16 protein-coding genes and 1 riboswitch are annotated in these 17,343 nt (G+C 65.2%); of the genes, 10 read left to right on the top strand and 6 right to left on the bottom strand.

Annotated features, from left to right (window positions below; translation table 11 throughout):
* The first annotated feature begins 155 nt into the window (after nt 1-155).
* The gene (locus ACE3TY_RS17775; protein ID WP_374655437.1) at nt 156-1,466 is read left to right on the top strand and encodes an aspartate aminotransferase family protein; all 1,311 of its coding nucleotides are present in this window, start codon (nt 156-158) and stop codon (nt 1,464-1,466) included.
* A 67-nt stretch (nt 1,467-1,533) separates the two neighbouring features.
* Here ACE3TY_RS17775 and thiQ read toward each other — a convergent pair whose 3' ends face one another.
* From thiQ to ACE3TY_RS17755, 4 genes are all read right to left on the bottom strand, one after another.
* Nucleotides 1,534-2,235, bottom strand: a complete 702-nt coding sequence (gene thiQ, locus ACE3TY_RS17770; RefSeq protein ID WP_374655435.1) for a thiamine ABC transporter ATP-binding protein — start codon at nt 2,233-2,235, stop codon at nt 1,534-1,536.
* Nucleotides 2,222-3,811, bottom strand: coding sequence for a thiamine/thiamine pyrophosphate ABC transporter permease (thiP, locus tag ACE3TY_RS17765; RefSeq protein WP_374655433.1), 1,590 nt, complete (start codon nt 3,809-3,811; stop codon nt 2,222-2,224). Before thiP ends, thiQ begins: the two co-directional genes overlap by 14 nt.
* Nucleotides 3,812-3,831: 20 nt before the next feature.
* Nucleotides 3,832-4,848 (bottom strand): thiamine ABC transporter substrate binding subunit, encoded by a 1,017-nt coding sequence (thiB, locus tag ACE3TY_RS17760; protein ID WP_374655431.1) that lies wholly within the window; start codon nt 4,846-4,848, stop codon nt 3,832-3,834.
* A 64-nt stretch (nt 4,849-4,912) separates the two neighbouring features.
* Nucleotides 4,913-5,027: riboswitch (TPP riboswitch) on the bottom strand.
* A gap of 45 nt (nt 5,028-5,072) precedes the next feature.
* Nucleotides 5,073-5,987, bottom strand: a complete 915-nt coding sequence (locus ACE3TY_RS17755) for a phosphotransferase (RefSeq protein ID WP_374655429.1) — start codon at nt 5,985-5,987, stop codon at nt 5,073-5,075.
* A 96-nt stretch (nt 5,988-6,083) separates the two neighbouring features.
* Between ACE3TY_RS17755 and ACE3TY_RS17750 the strand changes: the two genes are divergently transcribed.
* From ACE3TY_RS17750 to pip, 3 genes are all read left to right on the top strand, one after another.
* Complete coding sequence (locus tag ACE3TY_RS17750) at nt 6,084-7,010, top strand: diguanylate cyclase domain-containing protein (RefSeq protein WP_374655427.1); 927 nt, start codon at nt 6,084-6,086, stop codon at nt 7,008-7,010.
* Nucleotides 7,011-7,090: 80 nt separating this feature from the next.
* The gene (locus ACE3TY_RS17745; protein ID WP_374655425.1) at nt 7,091-7,606 is read left to right on the top strand and encodes a hypothetical protein; all 516 of its coding nucleotides are present in this window, start codon (nt 7,091-7,093) and stop codon (nt 7,604-7,606) included.
* 102 nt (nt 7,607-7,708) lie between these two features.
* Complete coding sequence (gene pip, locus ACE3TY_RS17740) at nt 7,709-8,650, top strand: prolyl aminopeptidase (RefSeq protein ID WP_374655423.1); 942 nt, start codon at nt 7,709-7,711, stop codon at nt 8,648-8,650.
* A gap of 129 nt (nt 8,651-8,779) precedes the next feature.
* Here the strand turns inward: pip and secA are convergent, their stop codons facing one another.
* On the bottom strand, nt 8,780-11,407 hold the full coding sequence (gene secA, locus ACE3TY_RS17735) for a preprotein translocase subunit SecA (protein WP_374655421.1): 2,628 nt from the start codon (nt 11,405-11,407) through the stop codon (nt 8,780-8,782).
* 217 nt (nt 11,408-11,624) lie between these two features.
* Between secA and ACE3TY_RS17730 the strand changes: the two genes are divergently transcribed.
* The 5 genes from ACE3TY_RS17730 to ACE3TY_RS17710 are packed head-to-tail and all read left to right on the top strand — an operon-like array spanning nt 11,625 to nt 15,514.
* Nucleotides 11,625-12,551: a peptidylprolyl isomerase gene (locus ACE3TY_RS17730; RefSeq protein WP_374655419.1), complete on the top strand. Its 927-nt coding sequence runs from the start codon at nt 11,625-11,627 to the stop codon at nt 12,549-12,551.
* A gap of 42 nt (nt 12,552-12,593) precedes the next feature.
* Entirely contained in the window at nt 12,594-13,829 is a 1,236-nt protein-coding gene (argJ, locus tag ACE3TY_RS17725; protein ID WP_374655417.1) for a bifunctional glutamate N-acetyltransferase/amino-acid acetyltransferase ArgJ, read from the top strand.
* On the top strand, nt 13,810-14,394 hold the full coding sequence (locus tag ACE3TY_RS17720; RefSeq protein WP_374655415.1) for a GNAT family N-acetyltransferase: 585 nt from the start codon (nt 13,810-13,812) through the stop codon (nt 14,392-14,394). Before argJ ends, ACE3TY_RS17720 begins: the two co-directional genes overlap by 20 nt.
* Complete coding sequence (locus ACE3TY_RS17715; protein WP_374655413.1) at nt 14,391-14,801, top strand: (deoxy)nucleoside triphosphate pyrophosphohydrolase; 411 nt, start codon at nt 14,391-14,393, stop codon at nt 14,799-14,801. The genes ACE3TY_RS17720 and ACE3TY_RS17715 overlap by 4 nt, the downstream gene beginning before the upstream one ends.
* Before the next feature lie 38 nt (nt 14,802-14,839).
* Nucleotides 14,840-15,514, top strand: a complete 675-nt coding sequence (locus tag ACE3TY_RS17710) for a FecR domain-containing protein (protein ID WP_374655411.1) — start codon at nt 14,840-14,842, stop codon at nt 15,512-15,514.
* Here the strand turns inward: ACE3TY_RS17710 and ACE3TY_RS17705 are convergent.
* Nucleotides 15,511-16,383: a methyltransferase domain-containing protein gene (locus tag ACE3TY_RS17705; protein WP_374655409.1), complete on the bottom strand. Its 873-nt coding sequence runs from the start codon at nt 16,381-16,383 to the stop codon at nt 15,511-15,513. The two genes, ACE3TY_RS17710 and ACE3TY_RS17705, sit on opposite strands and share 4 nt — an antisense overlap.
* Before the next feature lie 101 nt (nt 16,384-16,484).
* Between ACE3TY_RS17705 and ACE3TY_RS17700 the strand changes: the two genes are divergently transcribed.
* Entirely contained in the window at nt 16,485-17,264 is a 780-nt protein-coding gene (locus ACE3TY_RS17700; protein ID WP_374655407.1) for a ComF family protein, read from the top strand.
* The last annotated feature ends 79 nt before the right edge of the window (nt 17,265-17,343 follow it).

The raw sequence follows: 17,343 nt of genomic DNA, 5'->3' as shown, positions 1-17,343 counted from the left end.
CTCGCCCAAATTGCACAAATGGGCTAAAAGAGATGGTGAGCGCATTTGCTGCGCCGCAACAATGCGTTATAATTAGCTGTATACAGCTTTTCAGCCACTCTAATCGACGATATGGGGGCCCTGTCAAGCGGCTCCCCCGAATTCGAGGATCCCCCATGAACGTTTCCCTTGATGCCGCCCTTGCCGAAGCGGAAAGCCGCTATGCCGCCGCCAATCCGGCGAGCCTTGCCCGCCATGAGGGCGCCCGGAGCGCCATGCCGGGCGGCAATACCCGGACTGTCCTCCATTATTCGCCCTTTCCCCTGGCCTGGAGCAAGGGCGAAGGCGCCGTGCTGACCGATCTCGACGGTCACACCTACACGGACTTCCTCGGCGAATATTCGGCCGGCCTCTACGGCCATTCCAATCCGAAGATCCAGGCGGCGCTCAAGCGCGCGATCGACGACGGCACCGTGCTGGGCGGGCCTAATATCTATGAGGCCGAGCTCGCGGGCCTGCTCAAGAACCGCTTTCCCTCGCTGCAGCAATTGCGCTTCTGCAATTCCGGAACGGAAGCCAATGTCTTTGCGCTGATGACGGCGCAGGCCCATACGGGCCGCAGGAAGATCATGGTGTTCGACGGCGGCTATCATGGCGGGGTGCTTTATTTCGGCCATGGCGGCATTCCCATCAACCTGCCGCTCGACTGGATCGTCGCCCCCTATAACGATGTCGAGGGCACGCTCGACCTCATCCGCCGCCATGGCAGTGACCTCGCCGCCATCCTGGTCGAACCGATGCTGGGCAGCGGCGGCTGCCTGCCGGCGCGCAAGGATTTCCTCAGCGCGCTCCGCCAGGCCGCGAGCGAACTCGACATCATTCTCATCTTCGACGAAGTCATGACCTCGCGCCTCTCCTCCGGCGGCCTGCAGGCGGCCCTCGGCGTCACCCCGGACATGACGACCCTCGGCAAATATCTGGGCGGCGGCTCCTCCTTCGGCGCCTTTGGCGGGCGGGCCGATATCATGGGCCATTACGATCCGGAAAAGCCCGGCCATTGGCCCCATGCCGGCACCTTCAACAACAATGTGCTGAGCATGGCGGCGGGCCTCACGGGCCTGCGCGACATCTACACGCCGGCGGCCGCGATGGAACTCAATGCCAAGGGCGACCGCCTGCGCGACGGATTGAATGCGCTCGGCGAAAAGCACGATATCGGGCTGAGTACGACCGGTTACGGTTCCTTCATCGGCCTCCACTTCACCAGGGAGATCGTCGACCGGCCGCAGCATCTTTCGGCGGAAGAAGAAGCGCAGCACGGCAAGCTGCATAAGCTGATGCATCTCGATTTCATCGCCGCCGGCCTCTTCTTCGCCCGGCGCGGCTACATGGCGCTGAGCCTCGCCTTGACCGACGGTGATATCGACCGCTTCCTCTCGCAGACAGAGGAATTCATCACCTCGCGCCGGCCCCTGCTCGCGGCCTGATCATTAAGCCCCCTCGCCCCGCGACAGCGGGGTGAGGGCCGGGGTGAGGGGTTGTCGCGTCAGTCTCTCACGTCCCCAGATAGTCGCGGATGGCGGGGTGCCGTGATGCCAGCACCTCGGCCGTCGGACCGCTCACGGCGACCTTGCCGGCGGCAATGAAGGCGGTGTGATCGGCGGCGAAGGCCGCGTCCGCCGGATCGTGGGTCACCATCAGCACGGTCAGGCCGTTCTGGTCCTTGAGCGACAGGACCAGGTTCAGCATCTCGCGCCGCAGGGCGGGTCCCAGCGCGGCAAAGGCTTCATCCAGCATCAGCACAGGGCGCTTCCTCAGGATACAGCGGGCGATGGCGACACGCTGGCGCTCGCCGCCCGAAAGCTGGCCCGGCAGGCGGTCCTCGAAACCGGAAAGCCCGACCTCGCTCAGCGCCCAGGCGACCGCATCCTTCTCCGCCGCGTTGAGGCGCAGGCCCGGATGAAGTCCCAGCCCTACATTCTGCACGACGCTGAGATGCGCAAAGAGATTGTGATCCTGGAACAGCGTCGTCACCGGCCGCGCATCGGGGGCAAGGTCCGTGATATCCACGCCAGCGACGGCGATGCGGCCGGTCTGCGCCGTCTCGAAGCCGCCGATCAAGGCCAGCAGCGTGCTCTTCCCCGCCCCGCTCGGGCCGATGACGGCCATCACATCGCCCTGCTCGACGCCGAGGTCGAAATGCATCAGCAGGTCTTCATAGGTGAATTCGAGACCCGTTACCTCAATGTAGCTCACGGCCACCCACCACGCGTTCGATCGTTGCATAAGCGGCCAAGGTCAGCGCCAGCAGGACGAGCGCCGTGCTGGCGGCTCCTTCCAGGCGATAGGCGCCGAGCTGGCCATAGAGCAGCAAAGTCAGGTTGACCAGGTCTTGATTGCCGAACAAGGCGATGGCGCCGAGATCGCCCATCGAGATGACGCTGGCAAGCGCCAGCGCCGTGCCAACGGGCCGGCGCAGGGTCGGCCAGTCGATTTCGCGCCAGCGATGCCAGCCCTTGATGCCCAGGGCCGCGCAGAGCTTGTCATGGCGCTCGGCGGCGACGCCCAGGGCCGGCTCCAGGATGCCCAGCACGAAAGGCAGAGCCATCGCCGCATTCAGGATCATGACGCCCGGCATGGCCAGGCGGTAGAGATCGACGCGTCCGGCAGCCGCCAGGAAAATGCCCGTGCCGATCACCATCGGCGAAACGAAAAGGCCGAATCGCCCGACAAGGCCCAGGAAAACGGCGCTACGCCGATAAGCGCGCGCGATCAGGCGCTGGCGCGCCTGCGCCAGGAAATAGCCGCAAACAGTTGCGAGCGCGCCGCCGGCAAGGCCCAGAGCGAGACTGACGAACGACGCATCGATAAGGCTGGCCGGGGCGGCGGCGGCCTTCATCCCGGCAATCCCCCTTTGCAGCAGGGCCACCACCGGCAAGGCGAGGAACAGGGCGCCCGCCAGGATGAGTGCATAGTCGATAAGACGCGCCTGCAGGCCGTTGCCGTCATAGCGGCGGATCGAGAGACGCGTGCTGGTGCCCAGCGCCATCTCCCGCCCCGCGCGCCACACGGCCCATGCGCCGCCGGCACAAAGCACCACTTGCAGCAAGGCGAGCATCGCTCCCAGGCGCAAGTCGAAATCGAAGCGCAATGCCTGATAGATCGCCACCTCCAGCGTGGTCGCGGCGGGCCCGCCGCCCAGCGTCAGCGCCACGGCGAAGGTCGTGAAGCACAGCATGAACACGATGACGGCGATACCCGGCAATTGCTGGCGCAGGAGCGGCAGCTCGATGAAGCGGAACACGTCCCGCCCGCCCATGCCGAGCTGGGCGGCGAGGCGCCAACTTTCCGGCGGCACCGCGGCATAGGCCGGCAGCAGCAGACGGATGGCCAGCGGTAAATTGAAGAAGACGTGTGCGACGAGGATGCCGCCCAGCCCATAGAGGCGCGGCTGCCAGTCCACCCCCATGCCGGCGGCGGCGCTCGCGAGATAGCCGCTGCCGCCATAGACCGCGACGATTCCGAAAATGCCGACGATGGTCGGCATCACCATGGGGAGCGCGCACATCCGCAGCAGCCATGCGCGGCCGGGAAACGCCGCGCGCCGCGCCAAAGCCCGCGTCATCGGAACGGCTGAAAGCAGCGACAAGAGAGTCGAGAGCAGCGCCTGCCACAAGGTGAAGCCGAGAACCCGGCCCAGATAGGCGAAGGATATGGCGGATTCGCCACCGCCGCCGGCCACCAGCAACAGCACGAAAACGGCGACGGCAAACCCCGCCAGGACCGCCGCCAGTCCGAAACCGGTAAGGACAGACGCGGAGAATGCGCCCACCCTCCCCGTCCCGATCCGCGTTACTGGCTGATGCTCTCGACCCATGCCCTGATCCAATCGTCGCGGTGGGCCGCGGCATCGTCGGCCGAGAGCAGCAGCGATTTCCGCGGCTTGGACAGGGCGGCGAATTCCTGCGGCAGGTCGGCGCCGATATCGCGCACCGGATACATGTAGTTCGTGGTCGGGATGATCTTCTGCGCCTCAGCCGAAATCAGGAATTGCAGGAAGGATCTGGCGAGATCCGCATGGGTCGAGCTTGTCGTCCGCCCCGCGACCTCGACCTGCATGTAATTCCCTTCCGGAAAGACCAGCGCCTTGTAGCGGTCGGTCTTCTCCACGATCTGGTGATAGGCGGGCGAAGTCGTATAGGAGAGCACCATCGGCGCCTCCCCTTGCGTGAAGAGGCCGTAAGCCTCGCTCCAGCCCTTGGTCACGGTGAGAATCTTCGGCTTCAGCCCGGCCCAGGCATCGCCGGCCCTTTCGCCGTAAACCTCGCCCAGCCACATGACGAGGCCGAGCCCCGGCGTGCTGGTGCGCGGATCCTGGATGAGAATCTTCGGCGCATCCTTGCCGTCGATGAGTTCGGCAAGGCTCTGTGGCGGGTCTTTCAGCTTCTCGCTGTCATAGACGAAGGCGAAATAGCCCCAATCGTAGGGCACGAAATCCGCATCCCGCCAGTCGATCGGCAGGGCAAGACCGGAGAGATCGGCGCCGTGCGGCGCGATGAGGCCGGTAGCCTTCGCCTCGGCCGTGAGATTGGTGTCGAGGCCCAGCACCACATCGGCCTTGGTGTTCGCGCCTTCGAGCTTGAGCCGCGCCAGCAAGGCGGCGCCGTCTTCCAGCGCCACCCAGGAAACGTCGCACTGGCACTGCGCTTCGAAAGCCTTTTCCAGGACCGGGCCCGGGCCCCATTCGCTGGTGAAGGAATTATAGGTGTAGACGGTCAGGACCGGCTTTTCGTCGGCGCCGGCGGCGTTCGCCGCGAGAAGGCCGGCCGAAGCCAGGATGGTGGAAAGCAACAGATGGCGCAGCCGCATGATTTCATCTCCTCCGCTGGGGGTGCCGGCGGAAGATAGAAATCGGGATTGGCGCTGACGGAGCTTCAATCGCTGACTCATATCCCTCCGCCGGCATGACCCGGATCAGGTTCCGCGGGTTGAAGCGCCCATTCGCTTCTCTCAGCCCCTGGAAAAATGGGGCACCCCGTTGAGTGGCGGCCACTTTCTGCGAGGACGGGCTTGTTTGTCAAGCGGTGCGGGAATCAGGCTCGGCCCAGCCATTCGGCATGGCGCGGATGGGCAAGGCGTTCGCCGAGCCGGTGCAAGCGCGCGTCACGCAAGGCAATGAGGTATGGCGAGTCGTTGCCGGCCACCATCTCCGCCTCGCACCAGCTGGCGGCGACCAGATTGAGCGTGGTCTTATATAGTTCAAAGCGCGGCATCTGCGCGGCACCGATCCGCGGTTCGATCAGCGCTGTTTCCGCCGCGACACCGAGACCCGTTTCCATCGACACCGCCGCGAGATCCCAGAGCGGCTCCTCCATGGCGGCGAATTCCCAATCGATCAGCAGCAGCCGGCCATCGGCACGGCGCAGGAAATTGGCGGGGTTCGGATCGATATGGCAAGGCGCCAGCGGCATCGGGTTGCGCTGCAGGGCAAGGCGCACGGGTTCTAGCATGCGCCGCGCTTGCCGCATCGCCGGCGCGGGCGCCAGGTCCAGATAGAGATCGATCGCCTGGAAGAGTCCCTGCCGGAAGGGAAAGGCGATCTTCGACCGATGCAGCCGCGACAGAAGATCGAGCGCCGCCGCCAGGGTCGCGGGGTCGGCGAACGCCGCATCGTGCAGGGCTTCGGCGCCGCTTGCAAAGGCGGTGATGTACCAGCCGGCGTCGGGATCGGCGGCAAGCACGGGCGGCGCTATACCGAGATCGGCAACGGCGGCCGCATTGAGCGGTTCCGCGCGGCGGTCGAGATAGCGCGAGGCACTCGTTCCCGGCCAGCGCAGGACCAGATCCAGATCCGCCGCCTGCAGCCTAAAGGAACGATTGGTGATCCCGCCCAGCAGGCTGACCCGCCAGGCCGCGCGCGGATGGGCGGCCAGCAGGGGTACGATGGTAAACAGAGTCTCGATTTCAGGTGCCGGATGCATGCAGCCGCATAACTTATCGCGGGCCATGATGGCAAGGAACGCTTAGCGCCTTGCCAGAAAGGAACGGCTCTGTCACGGTCCCGGAACCCCGGCCCGGAACCCCAGCCAAGGAGCGAGCTAGAGATGCCCGGCGACGTCCATTTCTTTTCCGTCCCCGATTCCAGGGTGACGCTGGTTGCACTGACGGGCGACGCGACCTTGACCGCCGAACTGAAGCTTCACGTCTCGGCGGCCGGCCACGAAGCGGTGACGCTCGTCGTCGTGACGGACCCGGAGAAGGCCGCGAAGGCCCTTGCCGAGGCTGGCACGCAGGGTGTCGCCCTTTACGATCTGCGTGGCGGCGGCACCAGCCACCATAACCTGCTGGCGGCGATCCCCGCCATTTCGCGCGGCGGTCCCGTCATCGGCCTGGTCGACAGCGAAGCCTCGCAGATCGCCCAGGGCGCGCAGGCGGCGGGGGCTACCGATGTCATCGCGCGCGCCGATCTGTCGCCGCCGCTGCTGCGCCGCGCCTTGCGCTATGCCCTGGCCAGGAAGGAATCGGAACGAAAGCTGGCGCGCCTGCGCCTGTTCGATCCGGTGACCAGCCTGCCCAGCCAGATCCTGTTCTGGGAGATACTGTCGCTGGCGGTCCGCCGCGCCAAGCGCAACCGCGATTTTTTCGCCGTCATGCTGGTCGATATCGAGAATTTGCCCGACGGGCAGGGAGAAGACGGGCCCTATCGCGACGTCGCCATGCGCGAGCTGGCTGAACGCATCGCGCCGATCCTGCGCGCCAGCGATACGATCGCCCGCTTCGAGCAGCAGCAACTGGCGATCCTCGCCGAATCGATGCCGCGCGTCGAGGATATCCAGATCGTCGCCGAGAAGATCATCGAGGAAGTGACCAGGCCGCTCGCCCACGGCATTGGCCCGGAGGCGATCAATGTCGCCGTCGGCATCTCGCTCTATCCGACCAGCGCCACGGGGGCCGAGGGACTCCTCTCCCGCGCTACCGATGCCATGCTGCAGGCGCGCGAGAACGGCAACAATCTGTTCGTGTTTGCCTGACCCTGCGGTTTGCCCGCGCATGCCGGCACATCCCTTGCATCGTCCCCGACGATGGATGAAGCAAGGGGAAGAATCTGCCCATGTTATCGATGTTCTCGAAGCGCTCCGACGCTGAAAAACCGAACGATCGCAGCCGCATGGACTTAGGCGCGCGCAAGGCGGAAACAAATGGCAATGTCACCCCGCTCAAGGTCCCCCAGGCAGGCTTTGCCGATACGCGGCCGATGCGGCCGGCAACGCCGCAGGCGCCCCAGCGCGCCAAGGTGTTCGAGAATGTGCCCAGCGTCGGCCAGTATCTCTATCACCTCAACGCCGATATCCGCGCCTTCACCCGGGCCGAGACGGCTCATGCCGTCAATTCCTGCACCCCCGTCGAAGTGCAGCGCGTGGCGCGGCTGCTGGCCAAGCTCAAGGGCCGCTATCTGGCGCAGATCGTCGACCTGACCAGCGGCAAGCGCGGCCCGATCGGCGAAATGGATATCGCCGACATCCGCCGCTCGCGCGAAATGGCGGAGGAGGTCGAGCTGGGCCTTGCCGCCCTGCGCCATGCGATCGAGAATGGCGATCTGCCGCTGGACGGTGTCAAAGCCGACTGAAGCCGGAATCGACCGGCGCCGGGCATCTTGCCCGCGCGCATGAGATCGCCTAATCCTGAAGGCCTGCCGATCATTTCACCAGCCTTCAGGACGGATAACAGCATGCGCACGCTCTACCCGGCGATCGAACCCTATCGCACCGGCATCCTCGAAACCGGCGACGGCCACCAGGTCTATTGGGAAATCAGCGGCAATCCGGAGGGAAAGCCGGCCGTGTTCCTGCATGGCGGTCCCGGCGCCGGCTGCAGTCCGGCGCATCGCCGCCTGTTCGATCCGAAGAAGTACCGCGTCCTGCTGTTCGACCAGCGCGGCTGCGGCCGCTCCAAACCCCATGCCAGTCTGGAGAACAACACGACCTGGGATCTGGTGAAGGATATCGAGAAGCTGCGCGCCGTCATGGGCGTCGACAAATGGCAGGTCTTCGGCGGCTCCTGGGGCTCGACCCTGGCGCTCGCCTATGCCGAAACCCATCCCGAGCATGTGAGCGAACTGGTCGTGCGCGGCATCTTCACTCTGAAGCCGCGCGAGATCGCCTGGTACTATCAGGACGGCGCATCGAACCTGTTCCCCGATCTTTGGGAATCGTTCCTCGCCCCCATTCCGGAGCCGGAGCGCGGCGACCTGGTCGGCGCCTATCGCAAGCGCCTGACCGGCAGCGACCCCAAGGCCCAGCTCGAAGCGGCACGCGCCTGGAGCGTTTGGGAAGGCAGCACCATCAAGCTGCTGCCCAACAAGCAGAACAGCAGCAATTACGGCCAGGACCAGTTCGCCCTCGCCTTCGCGCGGATCGAGAATCATTATTTCGTCAATCACGGCTGGCTGGAACCCGACCAGCTCATCCGCGACGCGGGGAAGCTCAGGAACATTCCCGGCATCATCATCCAAGGCCGCTACGACATCTGCACCCCAGCCGTCACCGCCTGGGAATTGCACAAGGCCTGGCCCGAAGCCGATTTCGTCATCGTCGACGATGCTGGCCACGCCTTCGACGAACCAGGCATCCTGCACCAGCTGATCGAAGCGACGGACAGGTTCGCAAAATAAGCCCCCCTCTCCCTAGCCCTCCCCCACGTTGGGGTGAGGGAATCCGGACGAGCTTGTCGGGGCGGACGATACCCTCTCCCCAACGTGGGAGAGGGTCAGGGAGAGGGGGATGGTGCGACCGGGCTTGCTCTACGCCGTTAATTGCCCGTGGCAGTGCTTGTATTTCTTCCCCGAGCCGCAGGGACATTCGGCATTGCGGTTGAGATTGGCCCAGGTCGCTGGATTGTTCTTGTCGATCCCGCCCGGCGCGGCAGGTAGCGGGGCCGCCGGTTGCGGCGCTTCGGCGCGCACTTCGATATGGGAGAGCATCGAGGTCGCCTGTTCGCGCAGGCGGTCCAGCATGCCTTCGAACATCTCGAAGCCTTCGCGCTTATATTCGTTCAGCGGATCGCGCTGGCCATAGGCGCGCAGGCCGATGGCATGGCGCAGATGGTCCATGGCCAGCAGATGCTCTTTCCAATTCTGATCGAGCACCTGCAGGACCAGCGATTTCTCGATGGCGCGCATCAGGTCGGGACCGATATTGGCGGCCTTCTCGGCCATCTTGCGATCCACGGCCTCGACCAGGCGCTCGCGCATCGCCTCGTCGGCGATACCCTCTTCCTTGGCCCAATCGACGAACGGCAGGTCGAGCGCGAAGATGCGCAGCACCTCCTCATGCAGGCCGTTCACATCCCACTGTTCGGCAAAGGCCTTCTCCGGCACATAGCGGCCGATCAGATCCTCGATCACTTCATGGCGCATCGAGAGGACCTCTTCCTTGAGGTCGGGGGCCGCCATCATCTCCTTGCGCTGTTCGTAAACGACCTTGCGCTGGTCGTTCATCACGTTGTCGAATTTGAGCAGGTTCTTGCGGATCTCGAAATTGCGCGCTTCGACCTTCTGCTGCGCCTTTTCCAGCGCCTTGTTGATCCAGGGATGGACGATGGCCTCGCCTTCCTTGAGGCCCAGACGCTTCAGCATCGTGTCCATGCGTTCGGACCCGAAGATGCGCATGAGATCGTCTTCGAGGCTGAGGAAGAAGCGCGAGGCGCCCGGATCGCCCTGGCGGCCCGAGCGGCCGCGCAGCTGGTTGTCGATGCGCCGGCTTTCATGGCGTTCGGTCGCGATGACGAAGAGACCGCCGGCCTCGAGGGCCACTTTCTTGGCCGCCTCGACCTCAGCCACGATCGCCGCGATCTTCGCTTCGCGCTCTGGCCCCGCCGGCATGTCCTTCAATTCGCGCTCGACGCGCATCTTGACGTTGCCGCCCAGCTGGATGTCCGTGCCGCGGCCGGCCATGTTGGTGGCGATGGTGACGGCACCGGGCACGCCGGCATCGGCGATGATATAGGCTTCCTGCTCGTGATAGCGCGCATTCAGCACTGAATGCGGAATCTTCTTCTTCTTCAGATAATCGGCCAGGAGTTCCGATTTCTCGATCGACACGGTGCCGACCAGCACCGGCTGCTGGCGCGCGCGGCATTCCTCGACCAGTTCGGTGATCGCCTTGAACTTCTCGGCCGCGGTCCGATAGACCTCGTCGTCGTAATCCTTGCGGCTGACCGGCACGTTGGTGGGGATCTCCACCACGTCGAGGCCGTAAATATCCGAAAATTCAGGCGCTTCCGTCATCGCCGTGCCGGTCATGCCGGCAAGCTTCGGATACATGCGGAAATAGTTCTGGTAGGTGATCGAGGCCAGCGTCTGGTTCTCGTTCTGGATCGAGACGTTTTCCTTGGCCTCGAGCGCCTGGTGCAGCCCTTCCGAATAGCGCCGCCCTTCCATCATGCGGCCGGTGAATTCGTCGATGATGACGACCTTGTCGTCCTTGACGATATAGTCGACATCGCGCGTGAAGAGCTTATGCGCGCGCAGCGCCTGATTGACGTGGTGGACCAGGCTGATATTGCCGGTATCGTAGAGCGTTCCCGCCTTCATCAGGCCGACGCCGCGCAGCAGTTGCTCGATATGTTCGTTGCCGGCATCGGTCAGCGTGACATGGCGCGACTTTTCATCCTTCTCGAAATCGGCCTCCGCGAGATGCGGGATCAGCTTGTCGACCTTGTAATAAAGGTCGGAATTGTCCTCGGTCGGGCCGGAGATGATGAGCGGCGTGCGCGCCTCGTCGATGAGGATGCTGTCCACTTCGTCGACGATGGCGAAATTGAAGGGCCGCTGCACCATGTCCTCGACCCGGTGCTTCATGTTATCGCGCAAATAGTCGAAGCCGAACTCGTTATTGGTGCCGTAGGTCACGTCGCAGGCATAGGCGGCGCGGCGCTCGGCATCGTTGAGGCCGTGGACGATCGAACCGACGCTCAGCCCCAGGAAGCGGTAGACCTGCCCCATCCAGCCGGCGTCGCGACTGGCGAGATAGTCGTTCACCGTCACCACATGCACGCCCTTGCCTTCGAGCGCGTTGAGATAGACGGCCAGCGTCGCCACCAGCGTCTTGCCTTCGCCGGTCTTCATTTCGGAAATCTTGCCCTGGTGCTGGACCAGGCCGCCCTTGATCTGGACGTCGAAATGGCGCTGGCCGAGGGTGCGCTTGGCAGCTTCCCGGACGGTGGCGAAGGCGTCGGGCAGGATGTCGTCCAGGCTCTCGCCCTTCGTGAGGCGCTCGCGCAAGCCATCGGTGCGGGCCCGCAGATCCTGGTCGGAGAGGACCTGAACCTCGGGCTCCAATGCGTTCACCGCGGCGACCGTCTTGTCCAGGCTCTTAATAAAACGGTCATTCGCGGATCCGAAGACCCGCCTCGCCAACGCCGCGAACATGCTGAGAAACCCTTAAAAATCCGGAATCTGGTTGGGGAAGAGATAGGTCGCGGGCGGGCCCCTGTCAACTTGGGGTGAAGTCACGGAAATCCTTGACCTTTCCGCTTGTAAGGGCCGTTCCCGTTCGGCATAGTCCCCGGCGCCCGCGCGGTTTGCGGCCCCTTTCGGCCGGCCGTCCCGCGAGCGCTTTCAGGCACCAAAGGACACCCCTAATCCCATGGCCAAACAGATTTTCCGCCAGGCTTTGACGGCCGGATTCCTCCTCGCCCTCGCGGCCCATCCCGGCTTCGCCCAGGACAATAGCAGCACGACCGAGCCGCCCGCCGCGGCGCCGGCGCCAGCCGGCCAGCCCGACCCCAAGCTGGTGGTAGCCAAGCTCAACGGGACCGACATCACCCGCCAGGACGTCCTCGATTCCGCGGCTGGCCTCGATCCGCAGATCCGCAACAATGCCGACCAGTTCTTCCCGCAATTGCTCGACCGCTATATTTTCCTGAAGCTGGTGGCCGAGAAGGGCCGCGCCGACGGTCTCGACAAGGATCCGGAGGTGACGAGCCTGGTGCAGGAATCGGTCCGCCAGATCGAAGACAACGCCATCCGCCAGATCTTCTTCAAGAAACTCATCGACGAGAAGGTCACCGACGCCCAGGTCGATGCGCGCTACGACGAGCTCAAGGGCAAGTTCGACGAGGATGCGAAGAAGCTGCCGATCGAACGCGAGATAGCGGCCAGCCACATCCTGGTGAAGACCGAGGACGAGGCCAAGGCCCTCATCGCCGAACTCGACAAGGGCGGCGATTTCGAGAAGCTGGCCAAGGAAAAGTCGATCGACCCCAGCGCCGCCAAGAATGGCGGTGCGCTCGGCTGGTTCACCAAGGGCGCCATGGTCAAGGAATTCGAGGATGCCGCGTTTGCCTTGAAGGAAGGCGAGACCAGCACGGCGCCGGTCAAATCCCAGTTCGGCTATCACATCATCCGCGTCACCGGCGATCGCAACAAGGCGCTGCCGACCTTCGACAAGACGAAAGAAGAGGTGCGGCTCGATTTGGTCGAGGAACTGCGCCAGCAGATCTTCAAGGACCTGAAGGATGCCGCCAAGCTCGACATCGTCGATCCCACCGGCGGCATGAAGCCGGCCCAGTAATCCGGAACGAACGCAACAACCCGACGAAAGGGCCGACGACAGATGGGCGCCAAGGTCTCGCCGCTTGCACCGACCGTGATTCATCCGTTGCCGGCCCTGAAGGGTGTCCGGCTCGCCGCCAGGGAATGCGGCGTCCGCTATAAGGGCCGCAAGGATGTCATGCTGATGGAGGTTGCCGCCGGCAGCACCATCGCCGGCGTGCTGACGCGCTCGCTCACCTGTTCGGCACCGGTCGATTTCTGCCGCAAGCATTTGAAGGGTGGCAAGGCGCGCGCCATCCTGGTCAATGCCGGCAATGCCAATGCCTTCACCGGCAAGGTCGGCGTGCAATCCGCCGATCGCTGCATCAAGGCCGCCGCGAAACATCTAAAGTGCCAGCCGCGCGAAGTCTTCATCGCCTCCACCGGCGTCATCGGCGAGCCGCTCAACGATACCCGCATCACCGACAATCTGCCGGCACTCATCAAGGATCTGCACGAGGATTCCTGGAACGACGCCGCCCGCGCCATCATGACCACAGACACGTTCGAAAAGGTGGCGACGCGCACGGCCATGATCGGCGATGTGGAGGTCACCCTCAACGGCATCGCCAAGGGTTCCGGCATGATCGCGCCGGACATGGCGACCATGCTGGCTTTCGTCGCCACCGACGCCAAGATCCCCGCCGCCATCCTGCAGACCCTGCTTTCGAAGGCGGCCGACCGCTCGTTCAATTGCATCACGGTGGACGGCGACACCTCGACCAGCGACACGCTGCTGCTGGTGGCGACGGGGCAAGGGCCCAGGCACAGGAAGCCGGCCGCCGCCACCGACCCACTGCTCAAGGATTTCCGCGCCGCACTCGACTCGCTCCTCACCGATCTTGCCGTGCAGGTGGTGCAGGATGGCGAGGGTGCCGAAAAGCTCGTCACCATCGACGTCTCGGGCGCCGCCAGCGCCGCCGCCGCCCGCCGCATCGGTCTCTCCATCGCCAATTCACCTTTGGTGAAGACCGCGATCGCCGGCGAAGACGCCAATTGGGGACGCATCGTCATGGCCGTCGGCAAGTCCGGCGAAAAGGCCGACCGCGACAAGCTTTCCATCAGCATCGGCGGCGTCGAGATCACGCGGAACGGCCAGCGCCGCGCCGATTACGACGAGGCGCCCGTGGCCGCCCACATCAAGACGCGCGACGTGCATATCGGCGTCGATGTCGGAATCGGCAAGGGTTCGGCCCGCGTCTGGACCTGCGACCTCACCCATCGTTATATCGAGATCAATGCCGATTATCGTTCCTGAGATCGAGACGGAACGCCTGCGCCTGCGGCCGCTCACCCAGGCCGATGCGCCGGAGATTGTCCGCCTCGTGAACGATTTCGAAGTGGCGCGCTACACCGCGACCATTCCCTATCCCTATGACATGAAGATGGCGCTGGACTTCATCGCCACGCCGGAAGCGGCACCCGAGGCGGCGTCGCGTTTCATCGACGATCCGGAAGGAGCCATCGTCCTCGCCATTGCCTTGAAGGAAGGCGACCGGCTGCTTGGCTGCGTCGGCCTGCAGAAGACGCCGGAAGGACCGGAGCTTGGCTATTGGATCGGCCGCGAATACTGGCGCCGGGGTTACGCTTCCGAGGCCGCCGGACGCCTGGTGCGTCTTGCCTTCGAGAATTTCGCACTGCCCGAACTCATCGCCTCGGCCGTCACCGTCAACGATGCCTCGCACCGCGTGCTGGAAAAGATCGGCTTCGTCATCTGCGGCAAGGGTGAAATTCATTCCCGCGCGCAGAATAGCGACCTGCCGGTGATCCACCGCCGCCTCAGGCGCAACGACTGGCTCCGCGCCACCGGTCGCGCGGCATGAGCGACCCGAGGAAGACGGTGCTGGTCGTGGCGGCGGCCCTCGTCGATGCGGACGGCCGTGTGCTGCTGGCGCAGCGCCCCGAGGGCAAGAGCATGGCGGGCCTGTGGGAATTTCCCGGCGGCAAGGTGCATGAGGGCGAGCCGCCCGAAGCCGCCCTCATCCGCGAACTCCATGAAGAACTCGGCATCGACGTCAAGGAAAGCTGCCTCGCCCCGCTCACCTTCGCCTCGCATGCCTACGAGACCTTCCATCTCCTGATGCCGCTTTATGTCTGCCGCCGCTGGGAGGGTGCGGTGCATGGGCGCGAAGGCCAGAATCTGGCCTGGGTGCGCCCCACCCGCCTCGGCGACTATCCGATGCCGCCCGCCGACAAGCCGCTCATTGCCATGATCTGCGATTTGCTGTGAGATTGGGCCCGACTCGAATAGCGGCGGGGGGCCTGAACATGCGCTTACTTCTGGCAGCCGGGTGTATCGCGCTCGCCGCCTTCGCGACCGGCACACCGGCCCTGGCCGATCCGGTCGGCCTGGTGCAGCGCGTGCAGAACGCCGTCTACGGCACCGAACCGCAGGGTGCGCGGACCCCGAAGCAAAAGCGCGACGGCATCGCCTTCGAGGAATTGATCGAAACGACCCAGGACAGCGCCATCGAAATCGGTTTCGTCGACGGTTCCAGCCTGACCATCGGTGCCGAGGCGACCGTCCGGATCGACCGGTTCGCCTTCGATGAAAACGCCACCGCCGGCGAAGCGGCGCTCACGCTCAGCCGCGGCGCCTTCCGCTGGATCACCGGCCTGATGCCGCCCCAAGGCATCGACCTGGAAACGCCGACGGCCGTCATCAGCATCCGCGGCACCAATGTGAAGCTCGGCGTGCGCGCCAATGGCGACACGCTGCTGGGCCTCGAGGAGGGCGCCGTCAATGTCCGCGCCAAGGGCAATGGCGACACGGCGAGCCTCACCTCCGGACAAAGCGCCCGCATCACGCCACGGGGCATCGAAATCCTCGACGGGATGATTTCAGTTGCCGATGCCGTGGTGGATGACGGCTGGTTCAACGCCATCGGCCGCAATCGTGGCCGCGGCGGCGAGCGCGACAAGGATCAGGGCAGCGGCAATTAGCGCTTCTTTGCGAAGAACTCGGTCAGGCTGACCTCGCCGCTGCCCCGGCGTGCTGGTTGCTGCTGATTGGCGGCGGGTGACCAGCCGGTCATGAAGATAGCCTGGAACGTGGCCGCGATCCGGCCATCGCTGCCGGCAAAGCGCGCGGCGTAAAGGGCGCTGGCCCGGGCAAGAACCCGACGGCCGAGCGGTCGGCGCGCGCGCGCGACCAGCGCATTCCCCTCGCCCATGCCGCGCAGATCGCGCATCAGGGCCATGGCATCCGGGTAGGTGACGGTCAGTGTCTCGGCATCGGCCACCGGCAAGGCAAAGCTCGCGCGCTGCAGCAGGCCCGCCGCATCGCGCAGGCCCACCATGGGCGAGACGCGCGGGCTGGCGCCGCTTGCTTCGGCCAGCTCCGCTTCCATCAGGCACTGCCGCAATTCGGTCAGCGTCTCCCCGCCAAGCAACACCGCCAGAAACAGCCCGTCCGGCCGCAGGGCATCGCGGATCTGGACCAGGGCGCCAGGCAGATCGTTGACCCAGTGCAGGCCCATGCAGGAAAGAACCAGGTCGAGGCTCCCGGCCCGGAACGGCAGGGCCTCTTCGTCGCAGGCGAGGCGCAAACCCGCGGCACCTTCCGCACCGCCGACCATCGCCTCGATGCCGCCGAGGCGTGGATCGATCCCGCGGCGGATCGCCTCGAGCATCCCCGGCCGGGGCGACAGGTCGACGGCCAGCGGAAAACCCTGGCGTATGTCGGCCAGCCGGTCGAGCAGGCGCCAGGCCAGTTCCCGATAGAGGAAATCGTGGGCCGCAAAGCCGGCGGCGGCCCGTCGCCGCTGGCGGCGCAGCTGTGCGCGGTCGAAGACGAGGCTTTTGTCGTTCATGGGGGCGGAGTATGCCCATCGCGCCGCGCCGCGCAACTGCCCCGGGGCTGGAAGCTGCGCCAATGGTTGACGCCCTGCCTCGTCCGCCGTCAAATGACGTCATGACGATGCTTTCCGATATCGGCGCCAGCCTCCATCGCCCGTTGCGGCGCAACTGGCAGCGCATGCTGGATGCGGTCCTGCCGCCGCGCTGCCTCAAATGCGGCCAGGTGGTCGCGGCGGAGGCGGGAGCCCATGGCGCCCTCTGCCCCGGCTGTTGGCAGCAATTGAGCTTTCTGGGGCCACCCTGCTGCGCCTGCTGCGGCCAGCCCTTCGAATTCGACCTGGGGCCGGACGCCCTGTGCGGCGCCTGCATCGAGGCGCCACCCGCTTTCGACCGGGCGCGGGCGGTCCTGCGGTACGACGAGGCCAGCCGCGATCTCATTCTCGCCTTCAAGCATGCCGACCGCACCTCGCTCTCCCCCACTTTCGGCGCGTGGCTCAACCGGGTCGGCCAGGAAATTCTGGCCGACAGCGATATCGTCGTGCCCGTGCCGCTGCATTGGTCGCGCCTCTTCTCCCGGCGCTATAACCAGGCGGCCTTGCTGGCCAATGCGTTGGGCGCCTTGAGCGGCAAGCCGGTCCTGCCCGACTTGCTCGTCCGGCGCCGCGCCACGCGCAAACAAGGGCATCTTGGGCGCCTGGCGCGCCAGCGCAATGTCGCCGGCGCCTTCGCCCTGCATCCAGGCAAGGCGGCCGGCCTCGCCGGCCGGCGCGTTCTGCTGGTCGACGATGTCGTCACGACCGGCGCCACGATCACGAATTGCGCCAGGATTCTGCGTAAAGGCGGTGCCGAAACGGTGAATGTGCTGGCCTTGGCCCGCGTCGTCCATGCGGCCTGACCCCGCCGGCCGCCATTCCGGTAAAAAACCATTCCGGTAAAAAGCCATTCCGGAAAAAGATTGTGCCTTTGCGGACGAA

Source organism: Dongia sp., assembly GCF_041918875.1.
GTDB lineage: Bacteria > Pseudomonadota > Alphaproteobacteria > Dongiales > Dongiaceae > Dongia.
Note: the sequence above shows the minus strand (reverse complement) of the source record. Positions and strands in the feature narration are given on the sequence as shown.

Coding starts and splice junctions, on each gene's coding strand:
- argJ (WP_374655417.1), top strand. CDS start 12,594: ATGGGCGCCAAGGTCTCGCCGCTTGCACCGACCGTGATTCATCCGTTG.
- secA (WP_374655421.1), bottom strand. CDS start 11,407: ATGTTCGCGGCGTTGGCGAGGCGGGTCTTCGGATCCGCGAATGACCGT.
- ACE3TY_RS17745 (WP_374655425.1), top strand. CDS start 7,091: ATGTTATCGATGTTCTCGAAGCGCTCCGACGCTGAAAAACCGAACGAT.
- ACE3TY_RS17750 (WP_374655427.1), top strand. CDS start 6,084: ATGCCCGGCGACGTCCATTTCTTTTCCGTCCCCGATTCCAGGGTGACG.
- ACE3TY_RS17705 (WP_374655409.1), bottom strand. CDS start 16,383: ATGAACGACAAAAGCCTCGTCTTCGACCGCGCACAGCTGCGCCGCCAG.
- ACE3TY_RS17715 (WP_374655413.1), top strand. CDS start 14,391: ATGAGCGACCCGAGGAAGACGGTGCTGGTCGTGGCGGCGGCCCTCGTC.
- ACE3TY_RS17755 (WP_374655429.1), bottom strand. CDS start 5,987: ATGGCCCGCGATAAGTTATGCGGCTGCATGCATCCGGCACCTGAAATC.
- ACE3TY_RS17700 (WP_374655407.1), top strand. CDS start 16,485: ATGACGATGCTTTCCGATATCGGCGCCAGCCTCCATCGCCCGTTGCGG.
- pip (WP_374655423.1), top strand. CDS start 7,709: ATGCGCACGCTCTACCCGGCGATCGAACCCTATCGCACCGGCATCCTC.
- ACE3TY_RS17775 (WP_374655437.1), top strand. CDS start 156: ATGAACGTTTCCCTTGATGCCGCCCTTGCCGAAGCGGAAAGCCGCTAT.
- ACE3TY_RS17730 (WP_374655419.1), top strand. CDS start 11,625: ATGGCCAAACAGATTTTCCGCCAGGCTTTGACGGCCGGATTCCTCCTC.
- ACE3TY_RS17710 (WP_374655411.1), top strand. CDS start 14,840: ATGCGCTTACTTCTGGCAGCCGGGTGTATCGCGCTCGCCGCCTTCGCG.
- thiB (WP_374655431.1), bottom strand. CDS start 4,848: ATGCGGCTGCGCCATCTGTTGCTTTCCACCATCCTGGCTTCGGCCGGC.
- ACE3TY_RS17720 (WP_374655415.1), top strand. CDS start 13,810: ATGCCGATTATCGTTCCTGAGATCGAGACGGAACGCCTGCGCCTGCGG.